The organism is Limnohabitans sp. 2KL-3, assembly GCF_001269405.1.
Lineage (GTDB): Bacteria > Pseudomonadota > Gammaproteobacteria > Burkholderiales > Burkholderiaceae_C > Limnohabitans_A.
In genome coordinates this window covers 1-16,602 of record NZ_CXON01000023.1, presented here as the reverse complement: position 1 = coordinate 16,602, position 16,602 = coordinate 1, and the positions used below count along the sequence as shown (strand labels likewise).

Annotated in this window: 19 protein-coding genes; 9 read left to right on the top strand and 10 right to left on the bottom strand. The window is 60.4% G+C overall.

What is annotated here, in order from left to right:
- Positions 1 to 5: 5 nt before the first annotated feature.
- Positions 6 to 443 carry a TA system VapC family ribonuclease toxin gene (locus tag AMM41_RS19065; protein WP_089963131.1) on the bottom strand — a complete coding sequence of 146 codons (438 nt, stop codon included), beginning with the start codon at positions 441 to 443 and terminating at the stop codon, positions 6 to 8.
- Positions 440 to 706, bottom strand: coding sequence for a hypothetical protein (locus tag AMM41_RS19060; RefSeq protein WP_089963128.1), 267 nt, complete (start codon positions 704 to 706; stop codon positions 440 to 442). The genes AMM41_RS19065 and AMM41_RS19060 overlap by 4 nt, the downstream gene beginning before the upstream one ends.
- A 160-nt stretch (positions 707 to 866) precedes the next feature.
- Here AMM41_RS19060 and AMM41_RS19055 point away from each other — a divergent pair, with 160 nt between their 5' ends.
- The 5 genes from AMM41_RS19055 to AMM41_RS19035 are packed head-to-tail and all read left to right on the top strand — an operon-like array spanning position 867 to position 6,320.
- Positions 867 to 1,139 (top strand): type II toxin-antitoxin system TacA family antitoxin, encoded by a 273-nt coding sequence (locus tag AMM41_RS19055; RefSeq protein ID WP_089963125.1) that lies wholly within the window; start codon positions 867 to 869, stop codon positions 1,137 to 1,139.
- Positions 1,132 to 1,623 (top strand): GNAT family N-acetyltransferase, encoded by a 492-nt coding sequence (locus AMM41_RS19050; RefSeq protein WP_194944875.1) that lies wholly within the window; start codon positions 1,132 to 1,134, stop codon positions 1,621 to 1,623. The genes AMM41_RS19055 and AMM41_RS19050 overlap by 8 nt, the downstream gene beginning before the upstream one ends.
- 38 nt (positions 1,624 to 1,661) lie before the next feature.
- On the top strand, positions 1,662 to 5,657 hold the full coding sequence (hrpA, locus tag AMM41_RS19045) for an ATP-dependent RNA helicase HrpA (protein WP_089963120.1): 3,996 nt from the start codon (positions 1,662 to 1,664) through the stop codon (positions 5,655 to 5,657).
- Positions 5,658 to 5,717: 60 nt separating this feature from the next.
- A complete protein-coding gene (locus AMM41_RS19040) occupies positions 5,718 to 5,999 on the top strand; it encodes a type II toxin-antitoxin system RelE/ParE family toxin (protein WP_089963116.1) in 282 nt (93 codons plus the stop codon).
- Positions 6,000 to 6,011: 12 nt separating this feature from the next.
- Complete coding sequence (locus AMM41_RS19035; protein ID WP_089963221.1) at positions 6,012 to 6,320, top strand: HigA family addiction module antitoxin; 309 nt, start codon at positions 6,012 to 6,014, stop codon at positions 6,318 to 6,320.
- Between the two features lie 124 nt (positions 6,321 to 6,444).
- Here AMM41_RS19035 and AMM41_RS22500 read toward each other — a convergent pair whose 3' ends face one another.
- Genes AMM41_RS22500 through AMM41_RS19025 form a run of 3 tightly spaced genes read right to left on the bottom strand, consistent with a single transcriptional unit; the run spans position 6,445 to position 8,380 of the window.
- Positions 6,445 to 6,591 (bottom strand): helix-turn-helix domain-containing protein, encoded by a 147-nt coding sequence (locus AMM41_RS22500; protein WP_368664979.1) that lies wholly within the window; start codon positions 6,589 to 6,591, stop codon positions 6,445 to 6,447.
- Between the two features lie 37 nt (positions 6,592 to 6,628).
- On the bottom strand, positions 6,629 to 6,751 hold the full coding sequence (locus AMM41_RS22495; protein WP_368664978.1) for a hypothetical protein: 123 nt from the start codon (positions 6,749 to 6,751) through the stop codon (positions 6,629 to 6,631).
- A 6-nt stretch (positions 6,752 to 6,757) separates the two neighbouring features.
- Entirely contained in the window at positions 6,758 to 8,380 is a 1,623-nt protein-coding gene (locus AMM41_RS19025; RefSeq protein WP_089963113.1) for a Fic family protein, read from the bottom strand.
- A gap of 95 nt (positions 8,381 to 8,475) precedes the next feature.
- Between AMM41_RS19025 and AMM41_RS22010 the strand changes: the two genes are divergently transcribed.
- Complete coding sequence (locus AMM41_RS22010; RefSeq protein WP_228769362.1) at positions 8,476 to 8,676, top strand: DUF3418 domain-containing protein; 201 nt, start codon at positions 8,476 to 8,478, stop codon at positions 8,674 to 8,676.
- Positions 8,677 to 8,735: 59 nt separating this feature from the next.
- On the opposite strand, the gene AMM41_RS19015 is transcribed toward AMM41_RS22010, so the two are convergent.
- The 5 genes from AMM41_RS19015 to AMM41_RS18995 all read right to left on the bottom strand — a co-directional run bounded on the left by AMM41_RS19015 (position 8,736) and on the right by AMM41_RS18995 (position 13,333).
- Positions 8,736 to 9,035: a helix-turn-helix domain-containing protein gene (locus tag AMM41_RS19015; protein ID WP_089963111.1), complete on the bottom strand. Its 300-nt coding sequence runs from the start codon at positions 9,033 to 9,035 to the stop codon at positions 8,736 to 8,738.
- An 89-nt stretch (positions 9,036 to 9,124) separates the two neighbouring features.
- Positions 9,125 to 9,670, bottom strand: a complete 546-nt coding sequence (locus AMM41_RS19010) for a DUF1003 domain-containing protein (RefSeq protein ID WP_089963109.1) — start codon at positions 9,668 to 9,670, stop codon at positions 9,125 to 9,127.
- A gap of 99 nt (positions 9,671 to 9,769) precedes the next feature.
- The gene (locus tag AMM41_RS19005) at positions 9,770 to 10,246 is read right to left on the bottom strand and encodes a hypothetical protein (protein ID WP_089963106.1); all 477 of its coding nucleotides are present in this window, start codon (positions 10,244 to 10,246) and stop codon (positions 9,770 to 9,772) included.
- The gene (locus AMM41_RS19000; protein ID WP_089963104.1) at positions 10,243 to 10,854 is read right to left on the bottom strand and encodes a DUF4377 domain-containing protein; all 612 of its coding nucleotides are present in this window, start codon (positions 10,852 to 10,854) and stop codon (positions 10,243 to 10,245) included. The genes AMM41_RS19005 and AMM41_RS19000 overlap by 4 nt, the downstream gene beginning before the upstream one ends.
- 373 nt (positions 10,855 to 11,227) lie before the next feature.
- Positions 11,228 to 13,333: an alpha/beta hydrolase domain-containing protein gene (locus tag AMM41_RS18995; protein WP_089963102.1), complete on the bottom strand. Its 2,106-nt coding sequence runs from the start codon at positions 13,331 to 13,333 to the stop codon at positions 11,228 to 11,230.
- A gap of 221 nt (positions 13,334 to 13,554) precedes the next feature.
- On the opposite strand from AMM41_RS18995, the gene AMM41_RS18990 reads away from it, so the two are divergent.
- Genes AMM41_RS18990 through AMM41_RS18980 form a run of 3 tightly spaced genes read left to right on the top strand, consistent with a single transcriptional unit; the run spans position 13,555 to position 16,147 of the window.
- Entirely contained in the window at positions 13,555 to 14,778 is a 1,224-nt protein-coding gene (locus tag AMM41_RS18990) for an MFS transporter (RefSeq protein ID WP_194944874.1), read from the top strand.
- A gap of 25 nt (positions 14,779 to 14,803) precedes the next feature.
- Entirely contained in the window at positions 14,804 to 15,301 is a 498-nt protein-coding gene (locus tag AMM41_RS18985) for a nuclear transport factor 2 family protein (RefSeq protein ID WP_089963097.1), read from the top strand.
- 33 nt (positions 15,302 to 15,334) lie between these two features.
- Positions 15,335 to 16,147 (top strand): enoyl-CoA hydratase, encoded by an 813-nt coding sequence (locus tag AMM41_RS18980; protein WP_089963217.1) that lies wholly within the window; start codon positions 15,335 to 15,337, stop codon positions 16,145 to 16,147.
- Positions 16,148 to 16,602 lie beyond the last annotated feature (455 nt).

The window sequence follows — 16,602 nt, the reverse complement described above, 5'->3', positions numbered from 1 at the left end:
GGCAATCAGGGCTTGAGCAAAAGAAGTTGGCTGGAGGGCAGCAGACGCAAAAAATCGCGGTCGAATGTGCAGAGTGTCTCACCGGATTGCATCACCGTTGAGGCGATCCAAGCATCGGTGACCAAGTTGCCGCTGACTTGTTGCTCCAGACAGACTTGCCTGAGGTTGGGCCAGGTCGTGCCCTGTGACTGAAATTGCACGCTCGGGCAGCTGAGCAGGCTGTCCACAAAGTCGGTCACGTCTTGTAAAGGATCTGTTTGTTGAAAAATTTTGGGGTGGGTGGTGATCCGTATCAAACCTGTCACCACCATGCCCAGCAGCATCAGGCTGGTGCGTCCGTTGGCTGCTTGCACAACGGCATCGTCCAGCCAGGCGCGGGCCGGCAAGTGGTGCGGGTGGTCGGGCCGGTAAGCGGCCACCAGCACGTTGACATCAGGCGTCATGACAGCCGAGTCAGGACCATGTCCGCGTCCATTGCGTCATACATAGAGCGATTGCTGCCCGGGTCAATGCCCGGTTGCAGGCCGCCCCGAGCTTTGGAGACAGGCAGTTTGGGAATCACGATGGGGGCAGCGGGTGTATCTTGCCGGACATACCAGGACAGCAGTTCGCGCATCTTTGCGCTCAGCGATGTGCCTTCTTGGATGGCTTTGATGCGAGCTTGCTTAATCAGGTTATCGTCAATGGATAGGGTGATGTTGCTCATGAAAAATCTCTTTCTAGAAAAACACGTAAATCAGTGTAGCACGTGTTTACGTGAACTTTTTTCACAACAAAATATGCCCCTGGGGTAACAAATCCATACGGTAAAATTCCGTACCAATTGACCCATAAGCCCCTCACACCCCGCTTCAAAGGACCGTACCATGACCGCCTCTGCTGCCCGATTGGACCTGAAAATGGACGCCGCTGAAAAAGACGTGGTCTCGCGTGCGGCGGCGCTCATGGGCACCACCATGTCGGCCTTCATGCGGGCGGCGGCCAAAGACAAGGCGCTGGAATTGCTGGAGCGCGAGTCGCGCATCACCTTGAGCGACCGGGACTTTCAGGCCTTTGCGGCCGCGCTGAATGGCGACTTCGCGCCAAATGCCGCCTTGCAGGGTGCCTTGGCCGATGCGGCAAAGGTCAAGCGTGCTTGAAGAGCAACTGCTCGAAGCCCAGCGCCACGACCGTTCATCTTTTGACTGCGGCGTGCCGCCGCTGAACGACTACGTGCACCGCTTGGCCGCGCAGCACCAGAAAAAAGGCATCAGCACCGTGCGCGTGCTGGTCGAGAGCGAAACTCCGCAAACCATCCTCGGCTATTACAGCCTGAGCGCGGCCCATGTGGCCCATGAAGCGCTGCCCGCCGAAACCCGTAAAACCTTGCCCGCATACCCCGTGCCCTGTTTCAGACTGGGGCGGTTGGCGGTCGATCTGCGCTTTCGTGGGCGGGGATTGGGCCAGGTGCTGGTGGGCCTGGCGGTGCAGCGTTGCCTGCAAGCGCGACAGCATGTGGCGGCCTTCGCCATGCTGGTGGACGCCAAAGACACAGCTGCGCAAAATTTTTACCTGCATTACGGCTTCACGCTTTGTGCCGACAAGCCCATGACGCTGTATCTGCCTTTGGGTCGTACTTTGTAAGCACTGCTTGTTCGCGCCATTACCTTTTCACTTGACCCATGTCTGAACTCCAAATCGACTTCCCCGAAGGCCTGCCCGTCTCGGCCCGCCGTGACGAAATCATGGCCGCCATGGACCAGCACCAGGTCATCATCGTCTGCGGTGAAACCGGCTCGGGCAAGACCACGCAGCTGCCCAAGATTGCGCTGATGCTGGGGCGTGGCAAGCTCAACGCCAAGCCGGGCGAGCGGGCGCGGATGATCGGCCACACCCAGCCCCGGCGGATTGCGGCCAGCTCGGTGGCCAAGCGCATTGCCGAGGAGTTGAAGACGCCGCTGGGCGAGGTGGTGGGCTTCAAGGTGCGGTTTCAGGATCGACTCTCCAAAAACGCCTCGGTCAAGCTCATGACCGACGGCATCTTGTTGGCCGAAACGCAGACCGACCCGCTGCTGCAGGCCTACGACACCATCATCATCGATGAGGCGCACGAACGCAGCCTGAACATCGACTTCTTGCTGGGCTACCTGCGCCAGATCCTGCCGCGCAGGCCGGACCTCAAAATCGTGGTCACCTCGGCCACCATCGACGCCGACCGTTTTGCCAAACACTTTGCGTCTCGCCATGGCCCGGCCCCGGTCATCATGGTGTCGGGGCGCACCTTCCCGGTGGAGCAGCGCTACCGCCCGTTTGAAGAGTCGCGTGACTACGGCCTGAACGAGGCCATGGCCGATGCGGTGGACGAACTCTGGCAGGGCGGGGCAGGGGGCGACATCCTGATCTTTTTGCCCGGTGAGCGCGAGATCCGCGAAGCCGCCGACCACCTGCGCAAACACCTGGCGCACCAGCCGCTCACGCGGGGTGCCGAAGTGCTGCCCCTGTTTGCCCGCCTGTCGCAAGCCGAGCAAGACCAGATTTTTGAAGCATCGAACGGCCGCCGCATCGTGCTGGCCACCAACGTGGCCGAAACCTCGCTCACGGTGCCCGGCATCTGTTATGTGATCGACGCCGGCACGGCGCGGGTCAAGCGCTACAGCCTGCGCAGCAAGGTCGAGCAGCTGCTGGTCGAGCCCATCAGCCAGGCTGCGGCCAACCAGCGTGCGGGCCGCTGTGGCCGCGTGGCCAACGGCATCTGCATTCGCCTGTACGACGACAAAGACTTTGCAGGCCGCCCGCGCTTTACTGACCCGGAAATCTTGCGTTCGTCTTTGGCGGGCGTGATTTTGCGCATGAAGTCGCTGCACCTGGGCGTGGTGGAAGACTTTCCGTTCATCGAAGCGCCGTCCAAACGCGCCATCACTGACGGCTACCAATTGCTGGCCGAGCTGGGCGCGGTGGATGACGACAACGAACTCACCCCCATTGGCCAAGAGCTGGCCCGCCTGCCGCTGGACCCGCGTGTGGGCCGCATGATTTTGGAGGCGCGTGGCCGCAACGCGCTCGATGAAGTGTTGGTCATTGCCAGCGCCATGAGCGTGCAAGACGTGCGTGACCGCCCCATGGACGCGCAAGCCCAGGCCGACCAACAGCACGCCAAGTTTGACGACGACAAAAGCGAGTTCACCGGTTACCTCAAGCTGTGGAAATGGATTCACGACGCCCGAGGTGGACCCACTAAAACAATCGGGGTCAGATCCCAATTAAATTCGCCAGCTCAACCGGGACAAAACAATCGGGATCTGACCCCAATTAAAGGCAGGCCCGCGCAAGAAGCGCCGCAGCACAAGCTCAGCAACCGCCAATACGAGCAGCTGCTGCGCCAGAACTTCATCAACATTCGCCGTGTGCGCGAGTGGCGCGACACACACACCCAGTTGCTCACCGTGGTGGCCGAACACAAGTGGCGCATCAACACGCAGCCTGCCACTTATGAGCAGTTGCACCTGTCCATGCTGGCAGGCCTGCTGGGCAACGTGGGCTACAAACTCGAAGACGAAGAGGCCTATCTGGGCGCGCGCGGCATCAAGTTTCACAAACACCCCGGCGCACACCTGAGCAAAAAGCCCGGCCGCTGGATCGTGGTGGCCGAACTGGTGGAAACCACGCGTCTGTTTGGTCGGGGCATAGCCGCCATTGAGCCGCAGTGGCTGGAGCAGGTCGGTGCACACCTGCTGCGCAAACAAGTGCTCGACCCGCATTGGGAAAAGAAATCGGCCGAAGTGGTGGCGCTGGAGCGCGCCACGCTGTATGGCTTGGTGGTCTACAGCGGGCGGCGCACGGCCTACAGCCGGGTGGACCTGCACGGTGCACGCGACATCTTCATCCGCGAAGCCCTGGTGGGCGACCAGTGGGAGACCAAGCTGCCGTTTTTGGCCGCCAACCACAAAATGATCGCCAAGGTCGAAGAGCTGGAACACAAGTCGCGCCGCCAAGACGTGCTGGTGGACGACGAACTGATCTACGCCTTTTACGACCAGCAAATCCCGCCTGAGGTGTGCAGTGGCCGCCTGCTGGAAGACTGGTACCGGCATGAGAGCGCCAAGCAGCCACGCCTTTTGATGCTGACCCGCGAAGAGCTGATGCGCCACGAAGCCGCAGGCATCACCACGCAGGCTTTCCCCAAACAGATTCGATTGGGCGGCACCGATTGCACGGCGGTGTATCTGCACCAACCGGGCGACGCCCGCGATGGCGTCACGGTGACGGTGCCGCTGTTTGTGCTCAACCAAGTCAGCGAAGACCGCTGTGAATGGCTGGTGCCCGGCTTGCTCAAAGACAAAATTCAGGCCCTGCTCAAAAGCCTGCCGCAGCGCCCGCGCAGCCGCTTTGTGCCGCTGCCCGAATCGGCCACGCGCTTGGCCGCCGAGCTGTCGGTGCCCGAGCTGTTTGGCAGCGGCTCGCTCACCGACGTGCTGCTCAAAAAAGCCCGCGACGAAACCAGCCTGGACATCAAGCGCACCGACTTCAAACACGAGATGCTCAGCCCGCACCTGTTCATGAACTTGCTGGTGGTGGACGAACACGGCCGCCAACTGGGCATGGGCCGCAACCTGGGCGCACTCAAAGGCGAGCTGGGGGCCAAAGCGCGAGGCGCATTCCAGGCGCTGGCGCAGCTCAAAGTCGCTGCAGCGCCTGCCGCAATGTCTGAAGCGCCCAAAAGCGGGGATGCAAAACAATCGGGGTCAGACCCCCATTTGCCTCCGCGTGAAGCGGGTGGACGCAACACGTCAGCGCGCGGTGAAAAGCCAGCCGCGCCCAAGCCCCTGGCCCCCCAGCGCTACACCGCCTGGACCTTCGGCGAACTGCCCGAGTTGATGGAAATCAGCAAAGGCGGCCAGACCCTGATCGGCTTTCCCGCGCTGGTGGACGTGCAAGACGCCGTGACCATCGAAGTCTTTGACGAACCCGACGTGGCCGCCAGCAAAAACCGCGCTGGCTTGCGCCGCCTGTTTGCGCTGCAAATCAAAGACGCGCTCAAGTACCTTGAGAAAAACATCCCCGACCTGCAAAAAATGGCCGTGGCCTACATGCCGCTGGGCACCGCCGATGAGCTGAAAACCCAGATCATTGATGTGGCCCTGGACCGCGCCTTCTTGCTCGACCCGCTGCCCAATGACGAAATCACCTTCAAGCGCCGCATCGAAGAGGGCAGGGGACGCCTGACGCTGATTGCCAACGAAGTGGCCCGACTGGCGGGCACCATCTTGCTGGAGTTTGGCGCGGCCACCCGCAAGATCAAGGACACCAAAAACGCCCCCGACGCGACGGCAGACTGCACGCAGCAATTGCAACGCCTGATGCCCAAAAACTTCATGGCCGCCACCCCGTGGCCGCAGCTGCAGCATTACGCCCGCTACCTCAAGGCCATCACCCAGCGCCTGGACAAATACCGCGCCGACCCCGCCCGCGACGCCCAGCGCCTGACCGAGCTCAAACCCCAAGAACAACGCTACTGGCGCCTGGTGGCCGAACGCAAAGGCGCGCAAGATGCCCGCATGCTGGAGTTTCGCTGGCTACTGGAAGAGCTGCGCGTGAGCTTCTTCGCGCAAGAGCTGCGCACCCCGCAGCCGGTGAGCATCAAGCGGCTGGAGAAGGCTTGGGGGCAGTTGAGTCATTGAGGGGGCTTTTGAGTTTCCTCATGCATTGCTCTAAATAAACAAATTGTTTATGATCGGCACATGATCGAAAGCTTTGCCAGCGACGAAACCGAGCGACTGTTTGCGACGGGCAAATCGCGCCGTCTGCCACCGGAGATCCTCAAGCGGGCGGTGATGCGCCTTGCTCAGCTTCACGCAGCAGTTGAAGTGGATGACTTGCGCATGCCGCCTTCCAACCGCTTGGAGGCGTTGGCCGGGGATTTGGCTGGCAAATGGAGCATCCGTGTCAATGACCGTTGGCGTTTGTGTTTTCGGTTTGAGCATGGGCATGCGCATGACGTTGAAATTGTGGACTACCACTGAGGAGTGATGAAGATGACTGCCAAAAATCCTGTGGATGGCCTGCCAGCTATTCACCCCGGTGAGTTTTTGCGTGAGACGCTGGAAGATCTGGCCATGACGCAGGCTGCATTCGCCGAAGCGATTGGGGTATCCGCCATGCGTGTGTCGCATTTACTTAAAGGCGATCGCTCGGTCACGGCCGAGTTGGCTCTTCGCCTTGGCCGTGCGCTGGGGCAAACGCCGCAATATTGGCTCAACCTTCAATCTGCTTATGACCTGAAAGTGGCGCAGATTCAAATGAAAGACAGTTTGAAAGATGTGCGCCTGTTGTCGGTGGCATGAGTGAGTCCTTGAAACCTGAGACCGACTTATTCGTCAATCTGAATCGTGCTGTGTCCGGCAATACAACAGGGGCGAACCGCCGATGACTTTGCGCAAGGGGCATTGGTGTTCGCTAAGTCGCAACTCAAGCCTGCATTGGCTGCCCCACCAGCTTCAACCCAAGTGCGGTGCACACATGGGCAATCGTGTCAAAGCGCGGGTGCGATGTGAGGCGCAGGGCTTTGTAGAGGGCTTCGCGGGTCAGGCCTGAGGCGCGGGCTACTTCGGTCATGCACCGCGTGCGCGAACGATGGTGCCCAGCGCGTGGGTCAACTCGGTGGGGTCTTTTTTTCCAGCACCAGGGTCAGGTCATTGGCCACGTCCTCGTCTGTCTTGAAGTATTCGGCCATGTCGAAGTCGGGCAGGTCGGGCGCTTTGATTTTTAGCGTCATGTTCAATCACTCCGTGCGGGTTTGGCTCAATGCAATGGCGCGGGCAGTGTCGTCCGATTGTGTGGATTTGTCGCCACCCCGCCCGCTTTCCAGCGCCTCACGCACCCCCGCCACGATTTGCGCATGCAATGCGTGATGCTCGCCTGCTTCGTCAAAAATTTCGGGCAGTGTTTTGCGCAGTTTGTTGCTCACGGTCCAATCGCTTTGACTGAGCGATCGGATGATCAAGTCGGCTTCGTCGTTGGGCAGTTCCAGCACTTGCTTGATGGCGGCGCGTGCGGCGTCGTTGCGGCCCAGGGCTTGGGCTTCTTGGGCCATTTCGTTTTCGACTGTTTGGCGCAACACGCCGCTCAAGTAATGTGCGTGTTCGGTCAAATCGATGAAGCGCCAAGCGTGCTGGGCTTCGTCGGTCGCCGAAAATTCAAAATTCGTCACCACTCCATCGGGGCAGGTGCGCTGCGTGCCAAAGCGGTAGTCGCCCGCATGCGCCTGCATGAACGGCCTTGAAAACCCCTCCAGCACTTGGCCGTAGTTGGCTCGCCCTCTGGCAGTGCCTGCAATGGTGGCCGATACCGGCACCACGATGTTGGCGGGCACGGCCTGGTCTGCGGCCAGCAAATGGTTGATCAAAAAGCGGTGGATGCGGCCATTGCCATCCACCAGAGGGTGCAGGTAAACAAAGGCAAACGCCACAGCCGCCGCACGCACCACCGGATCTGCACCGCGTGTGCGCTCTTCCAGCTGCGCCAGTGCGCTGAGCATCGGGTTCACCAGCGCCTCGGACGGGGCGATGTAATGCACCACCTGCGCCAAAAACGTGCTTTGCCCCACAAACACAGGCGAGCGCCTGATGCCCAGCCGCAAGGCGCGTTCGCCCAACACCGCTTTTTGCAAAGTGTGCAGCCCATCGTGCAACAAGGGCTGTGCCATGCGCCCGCTGAACTCACCTATGGCGGCGGCAAAGCGGCGCACGCGGTCTTGTTGGTCGCCCTCGTGCTCGATGGCAAAGCTGGCGCGAGACTCCTTGAAGGTCAGCCATGCGGCGCTGCGCAAGAGCAGCTCGGGGCCATAGGCGTCGTCGAGTTGCCGCACACCCTCGGCCACGTTGTAAAGCCAGTCACGCGCATCCTCGTGCCCCAGGTACACCATGGGGCAGAAGTCGCGCACCCCCGGCAAGTTGTTGTTGACCCGCCAGCGCCGCACCCGGTCGGGGCGTTGGGCGGCCAGGTATTGGGTGCTGTCGATGGCGTTCACATAACCCACATTGGCGGCAGTGTTGGGCACATCCAGCGGCTGGCCGGTCAACCATTCATAGAAAAAAGCAGCGCGCCGTGCATAGCCGCCCGTGGGCTCTTCGGCGATCCACGCGGCCACTTCGGTTGCAGGCAGGCGGGCAAAGAGGCGCGATAAAAACTCCAGGTTCAGGCGCTCGTGTTTGAGCCCAAATTCAAAATGCCCCCGAAAACTGTCGGCCGGTTGGTAGCGTGCAGGCCAGGTCTGCAGCTCGTGCCCTTCCACCACGGTGCGCTGGCGCGATGACCCCACTTGGCTGCGTGTGCGCAGCGGCTGCACCAGCGAGATGCCGTGCATTTGCGCCAGACGCTGAAAGCCTAAAAGAGTGGGGGGCATGGTGTGGTTTCGTTAGTGGATTTTGTATTTTGCTATATAAATCAAAAATTCGTGTGAAAACAATATTTTTTAGTCTGAGCTTCAGGTTCTTGGCCATGAGCACCCAACCCAAACCTCAAGAACAACGCTACTGGCGCCCGGTGGCCGAACGCAAAGGCGCGCAAGACGCCCGCATGCTGGAGTTCCGCTGGCTACTGGAAGAGCTGCGCGTGAGCTTTTTCGCGCAAGAACTGCGCACCCCGCAGCCGGTGAGCATCAAGCGGCTGGAGAAGGCTTGGGGACAGTTGAATCATTGAGTTGTCAATGCCTTGGACACACTGAGGGCATCGATGATGTCGCGTGCGAGGTCTTTGGTTCAATGCAATGCCGCCAGCGCAGCTTCGGGCGCTTTGTCCAAGACTTTGAGCAATGCCTTGGCCGCGCCCGTGGGGCTGCGTTTGCCTTGTTCCCCATTGCGGATGGTTTCGAGTGACACGTCAATCCGGATGGCAAATTCGGCTTGGCTGAACCCCAAACGGCGGCGCACCCGGCGTGCAGACTTGGCTGCGTCTTGCATGGCCAGCGCTTCGTCTTGCGCTGTTTGTAGGGTAATTTGCGTTTCTGTGGTGGCATCCACTTGGGCCACGTTGATCCGTCCAATGGGTTGGTCGACCATTTTTTCTGGTTCAATTTTCAGTCGTGTCGTTGGTCTCCCGTTGGCAGACCTTGATTCGACCGATCCGATCGCCACAGATGGCTTGAGGCTCAACGGTCGTATTTTTGAGTGAGAACTTTCACTTGGGAGGAGAGTTCGCGCACAGCTTGAGTGAGTTCCAGAAGTTCCTGTGCTTTCAAGAGGTCAATTTTTTGGTGCAGGAGTTCGATTTCGAGTTCGGCTTTGACGTTGATGGCGTAATCACTTTGGGCGTGGCGACGGTCCATTTCGGATTGTCGGTTTTGGCTCATCATGATGGCCGGTGCCGTGTAGGCTGCTTGAAACGAGAGCAACAAATTGAGCAGGATGAAGGGGAAAGGGTCCCACGCGTGTGTGCCCGTCAGTGCGTTGCTTGTGATCCAAAACACGATGGCTGTGCTTTGCAGGACGATGAATCGCCACGAACCCACGGTGCTGGCCACGATGTCGGCCAGGCGTTCGCCCCGTGTGGCTTGGCTTGGGAGGGCAATGGCCTCAACGGCCAGCGCCGTGGTCAACTCGTTTTTTTGTCGATGGGCCTTGCGGTGTTGGCGCAGCAGTTCAAGTTGGCGGGTTTCCTCGGCGCTGTGGGGGGTGATGCTGCGGGTGTTTGTCATGATGACCTTCGGGGCTGTTTCATTCAGGTTAACAGCTGATCTGAGGTCTCTCATGGGGTGGGCGTTGCCCTGAGCGTTCAAGGGCCTTGATTTGGCCGACTATTTGGCACGAAGTGCTGCACCTGTTTGCAGTTGCTGGTCAGGTCCAATTCTTCGAAGCACTTCTTCACCATGGGCCAGCACACGCAGAAATCGAATTTGCTGCGCCTCATCTTGGGTCCAATTGAGGACATAAACCACAGCGTTGTCATCGTTTTGGAAGCCTCGCTCGGTGTTCATGTCGCCCACCACGCGCAGTCCGTTGTCGATCATGCGGTAGCCCATTTGGTCGTCACGCAGTTGCAGGCTGATTTTTTGACCATCCAGCATGCCTGCAAACACGGGGCCAGAAAATCGCGTGTCAGGGGTTTCGGTGAGGCTTTTGTCACAAACTTTCCAAGATTTTTCATAAGCTCCGCCCGCGTCCATGCAACGGTCTATGGCCATGAATTCTTTGAGACGAAATACATAAACACTGAGCACCGCTGTGGCCAGGCAGATCAGCACCACGACCCATTTGAGAAGACGGGTTTTCATGGCAGAACCTTCACGAGTGTGTAACGTGTGTCGGGTGCGTCTGCAGGGGGCGTCTCGACGCGGTCTTTGCGCACACGGAGTGTGTAGCGCTTGCCGGGGATGTGTTGGAAGCCTTCAATTTCTGTCAAAAGTGCTTGCCATTTTTGGGGAGGGACACCGGATTCGATTTCGCGCACTTGCAGACATTGCATCTCGACCAGGGCGGTACAACTGCGCCGCTGTGCTGCCACTTGCAGCGTGACAACGCTGGTCATCCATGGGCGAATGCAACGGGCCAGTTCGGGGTTCCACAGGTAGCCCGCAGAGGGGATGCAGCCGTGTGCATCGACGGTGCTGCCCGGGAGTGTTGGGGGGATAGAGGGCGGCGCTTGGGGCGGCGCTTGGGGCGTGGTGTGGGTGCACTCGCCGTCAAACAGATGTTGGGCTTGGGCAGCTTTGAGCATGCAACGGTTGGGGTAGGTTTGGGTCGTCGTTTCACCCGTCACTTGGCCACACACGGGTGCGAATTCGCGGGTACAAACTTGGGCCATGCTTGTGGCCGTGCACAGCCAGCCGAGCGCGGCCAAGATCTGGACTGAATGCCGTCGAACCGTTGGGTGTTCTGTCATGGCTTTTGAAATTTGAGCAAGGGCATGGGTTTGATCCCGGGGCACCAGACTGTTCCAGCGCTTGGGTTGACCTGAGCCTGCCCTCGGTGCGCAAGCTCCTGCTCAGTTTACGAAAAGCGACATCATGAATTTAGTGGTTTAGAGAGCTGGTGCACCGTTGATGTTGATGTTGTGGTTTTGTGATGGAGATTTGTGTAACCACTTGAAAATGTGGGTATGCCTTTGCCAGGTCCATCCACCAGCCCCCATGAAAGTTGCAGCGTACTTCGAGGGTGTGGGTGGCATCCCCGCCAAGGTCAACCCGCATGAGCCCACAACCCTTGCCTCAGGGGCCAAAAACGGTCCCTGACTCCGTGGGCTCTTGCGAATCAGGTCAGCGCAGCACCGCGCTTTTGGCTGCGGCTTCGATCAACGCATCGGCATCGTCCTTCAAAAGAAAGCCGGCTTTCATGGCGCGTTCAGTGGCTTTGACCACGGCTTGAACATAGCCGTCGTGTGAGCCATAGCGCTCTTGCAAAGACAAGCGTGTGTCGCCATTGGCTTGGCGTTCGGCGGCTGTTTTTGCAAAAGGCACCATGCCGCCCACATAGTTGCAAATCTCGCCTTTGTGGAAGGGCCGTGCGCCATCTGCGGTCACGTTCCAGCCCAGATAGGTTCCCAGCGGGGCATCCAGCAGCACGACCGGCAGACCACCGACTTCGTTGCCATCGGCATCGACCTTGGGGGCGTACATGGTCAGCACTTGTTTGATTTTGGGTGGTGCATGGCTCGGAACCCCCGAACCGTCGACCGCTTTAAAGCCGGGACCCCAGTCGTAATCGTGCACGGGCATGATGAAGTCGCGCTCGGGCACGGAGGGTCGCAAACCGGGCAAGTTGGGGTAGCCCAAAGCTGTTTTTTCTGCAATGGCCAATTGGTTTTTGGCCAAGGTGGGAAATTGGCTGGCGGGAGGTTCTGTGCCTTTCATGACCCAGTTGCGAAAGTGCACGCGCAGGGCGTTGACGGTCTCTTTGTGGGGCACCGGGTTGGCAGGCAAGATGCCTTGACCAAAGTTGTTGCCAGGACACATGGGGCCTGCTTTGGGCAGGCCTACGCCCGGCAAGCTGGTGTCAAAGCCGCCTGCACCACCGCCGTGGTGGCTGCTGGCGATGTAGTAGCGCTTGACGTTGGGCGGTAGCGGCAGGTCTTGCTTGGCGTCGGTGCCGATCCATTCGGGGGTGAGCTTCAAAGCCCAGACTTCGGCTGAGCCAAAGTGCTCCATGATTTTGGGGCAAGTGCGCGTTTGGGTGCAGCGGTCCAAGATGCCGGCTGCGGGTGTGCCGCGCACCGGGTCAGGGTGCGGCAGCCACCACTGTGGGCCTTCGCTGCCAGCTTGGTACAGCTCCAGCACGCCGTCGGGTTGCGCCCAGCGAAAGTTCAGCGCAATGCGGCGGCCGGCAATGATGGGCCACAGGCCTTGGTGCACTTGTTGGCCCATTTCGTCCTGGTTGAAACCCAGATGCAGCCAGCCGCGCAGGTAGTTGCCTGATTGGGACACGCCCCGCGCAATGCTGTGCGTCACGGTGCGGGCCACCGGGTTGGGCGTGCCCATGTCATCGGCTTGTGCATGCTTGAAAAAGGTGCCCACATCGCGCCAAGCGGCAAAGCCAATGCCCAGCACATAGGGGTCTTGGGCCGTGAACACCACTTGGTAGAGTCGCTTGGCGTCAAAGCCGTTTTTCAGGCAAATCTGTGTGGGGTCGGGTGTGCCGGGAAAGGGGTTTTGCGCATCGCACTTGGCCCAGGCCCAGTCGGTCGGGGCGATGGCTTGTTCGTCAAAGACTTCGCCGTTCATGTTTTCGCGCCCGCGTGAGATCAGCGTGGCTTGGGTGGTGTCAAGGCTGGCGGGTTTGTAGGGCACGGGGTTGGTCTGCACCATGAGCGGCTGCGAGGCTGGACCTGAGCGGTTGACGATGCGCCCGAACACCTGGCCGCTGACTTTGGAGCCGTCGGGGTTTTTGGCCACGGGCACTTGCAAGAACTGCAAGCCGTCGATGCTGGCTTTGGGCTTGACCGTTGTGGCGCCTGCGTTGTCACCCTGCCACGCGCTGGCCAGCCCAATGTCGCCGTTGGCTAACTCTTGTTCGGCATAGGGAAACACCCGGCCCCGGTTGGGCACGTCGTGCCACATCAGACCGCTGGCGTCTTTGAGGTTCACGGGTTTGTAGATCACAAACGATGCCATGTAGCGGACCTTGCCGTCGGCGTCCTTGGCCAGGTCAATGTCTTGGATGATGGCGTTTTGCGGGAGCTTGGGGTCGAGTTCGCCAAAGGCGCGGCCTGCGACTTGCTCGTAAGCCATACCCGTAGGCTTGCCGGGGGCTGAAGCCACTGGCCGGGTGTCGTCGATCACGATGCGGGTGACTCGGGCCTGGGCGTTTTGGCTGGCCAAAGTGAGCAGGGCAGCGGCCCACAGGCCGTGTTGGAGGTTCAGTTGCATGGGTGTTCCTGTCGTGTGGACGGGCTTGGAAGCCAGTCCATAGATTCAACAGGAATGTGGGTGGCGCTTCAAGGGTGAAGACCCGCAGAGGTCCGCCAGAACGGCCCGCTCAAGCCGCATGGGTGACAGCGGGCGTGGGGGTCCGAGGTGGTTGCCCTGAGCCAACGTGACTCGTTCTGGACCCAAGACGATTTAGGATGCCTTGCATTGAAAGGTTATCGATGTCCCAAGCGCTCTCTGCCTCTTTTCGCCGTCTGGCCTGGTCCAACTTGTTGGCACAGTCGGCCGAGCAGCTGAGCCTGGCCGCCGTACCCATCGTGGCGGTGTTGCTGCTCAAGGCGGGGCCGGGCGAAATCGGCTTGTTGGCATCGATTCAATCGCTGCCTTTTTTACTGCTGTCCATGCCGCTGGGCCTGCTGGCTGACCGCACCTCGCGCACCCGTTTGATGGCGCTGGCCGAGACGCTGCGGGCCCTGGCTTTGTTGCTGCTGCTGGCGCTGATCGTCACGGGGCATGTGTCGATTGCAGCTTTGGCCATCATCGGCTTCATGGCGGCGGTGGGGACGGTGGCGTTCAGTGTGGCCGCACCTTCGCTGGTGCCTGCTTTGGTCGAGGTCGATGGCTTGGCGCAAGCCAACGGTCGGCTGGAGCTGGCACGCAGCGCGGCGTTTGCAGCAGGTCCTGCCTTGGCCGGGGCCTTGATTGCGTGGACCGGGGCGTCGGCGGCGTTTGTGCTGTCGGGCATGTTGTCGGTGGCTGCGGTGTTGTTCCTGCGTGGCATCACCGAACCCGCGCGGCCGACCATGCCCGCACGTCACCCTTTGTTGGAGTTGCAAGACGGGGCCAAGTGGGTTTGGCAAAGCGATTTGCTCAGGCCCATGGTGTTTTGCTCGGTTGCTTGGAACATCTCGTGGTTCATGCTGCAAGCGGCTTACGTGCCCTATGCCATCAACGATTTGGGGCTGGACGCGAGTGGTGTGGGGGTGACGCTGGCGTGTTACGGCGTGGGCATGATCGTGGGGTCTTTGTTGGCACCACGCGTGGTGGCGGCATTGCCCTTTGGACAGGCGATTTTGGTGGGGCCTTATTTTTCGGTGCTGGCCGCGCTCACCATGGCCTTGACGCTGTTTTGGCCCCAGGGTTGGGTGGCCGCTTTGTCTTATTTCTTGTACGGTGCGGGTCCCATCCTGTGGGTCATCACTTCGACCACCTTGCGCCAGACCGTCACGCCACGCGCCATGATTGGGCGGGTCACATCCATCATCATCGTGGCGAGCACCGGCGCACGGCCTTTGGGCGCGGCGCTGGGGGGCTTGTTGGGGGTGTATTTTCCGGCCTCGGTGAGCCTGTGGTGTGTGGTGCTGGGCTTTGGGCTGCAAGCGGTCATCATCACCGCATCCAAGGTGCGCACGCTCAAGCGCTTGCCCGACCCTTTGCCCGATTGATTTTAAAAACAGAGGAGACAACACCATGCAAGCAAGCGAATTTGAAGCGTTGTTGAAGCGGTTTTCAGCCGCAGCGGAGGCGGGCGATGGTGATGCCTTTGCGCAGTGCTTCACGCCCGACGGCGTGTACCACGACTACATCTACGGCGACCACACGGGCCGCGCCGACATTGCCCACATGATGAACGAGCTGTTCCACCGCGATGCCGGGCCCGATTACCGCTGGGAGATGTTCGAGCCCGTGTGCAACGGGCAGCTGGCCTATGCGCGGTCTTTGTCGAGCTTCACCTCGAAGGTGCCCGAGTTTGCGGGGCGGCAGGTGGTGATCGACGGCATCAGCCGCTTTGAGCTGCGTGACGGGCTGATTTGCGATTACAGCGAATCGGTCAATGGTGGCGTGGCCATGGTGCAGCTGGGGGTGGCCGCGCCACGCCTGGAAAAGGTGCTCAAGCGCTGGAGCCAGCAGCTGCTGGACCAGCCCGCCACTCAAGCTTTTCTGGCGCGGGGCAAGCGCACCGTGTAGGAATGGTTGATTGTTTTTTTGAAAGGCCTTGCCATGAGTTACCAAGACATTCTTTACAACGTGGAGCACCGCATCGCAACCATCACCTTGAACCGCCCGGACAAGCTCAACGCTTGGACCGCTGTGATGGAGCGCGAGGTGCGCGAAGCCATGGACACCGCCGCCGCAGACGAGGACGTGCGGGCTATCGTGCTCACGGGGGCAGGGCGGGGCTTTTGCGCGGGGGCCGACATGGACTTGCTCAAGGGCCTGGACCCGAGCGACATCACGGCCACCACCTGGACAAAACCTTTTGATGTGAACCAGCGGCTGGACTACCAGACGCGATATGGGTTTTACCCGGCGATCCCCAAGCCGGTGATCGGCATGTTGAACGGTGCAACCGCAGGCATTGGGCTGGTGCACGCCCTGTATTGCGACATCCGATTTGCGGCCGACAACGCGGTGTTCACCACCGCGTTTTCAAGGCGCGGCTTGATTGCAGAGCATGGTCTGAGCTGGATGCTGCCCCGCATCGTGGGCCACGCCAACGCGATGGATTTGCTGCTGACGGCCCGCAAGGTGCTGGCCCCTGAGGCGCAGGCCATGGGTTTGGTCAACAAGGTGTTTGCGCCCGATGCTTTGGCCGCCGCAACCTACGCCTATGCGCGTGATTTGGTGGACAACGTGTCGCCGCGCTCAATGGCCGTCATCAAGCGCCAGCAGTACGATGCGCCGTTTCAGACGCTGGCAGAAAACACCCGCCAGGCCAACGCCGAGATGGCCCTCAGTTTTGCGAGCGACGACTTCCGCGAAGGCGTGGCGCATTTCATGGAAAAGCGCGCACCGCAATTTACCGGCCAATGAGTGGGTGGGGCTGGCACACAAAAGACTGAATGGCCCCTGTGGTCTGACATTTCCCCTGTAGGAGCGACGCCCTCGTCGCGAAAAGCCTCGCAGACCACCAAGAATCGCCCCGAGGGCGGGGCTCCTACAACATGCATGGCCAACCTCTGTGGTCTGACATTTCCCCTGTAGGAGCGACGCCCTCGTCGCGAAAAGCCTCGCAGACCACCCAGCATCGCCCCGGGGGCGGGGCTCCTAGTGCGCCCGTGAAGGCGCGTACACAGCATGGTGAGAGTCCATGTCGGGGTAAGCCAAGGCCCCGTAGTCGAAGGTAACTGCGTCGCTGCGAAGCGGGGTGGAGAGCAACCGGAGGCGAACTGGCGGTGCGCAGTAAAGCGAACTCGATTCGGCAGGGAGTGGCGGCGAGCTGGCTGGGAGAAGGCGAAGCCTGAAACACATCGCATGCGTTGTTTTGG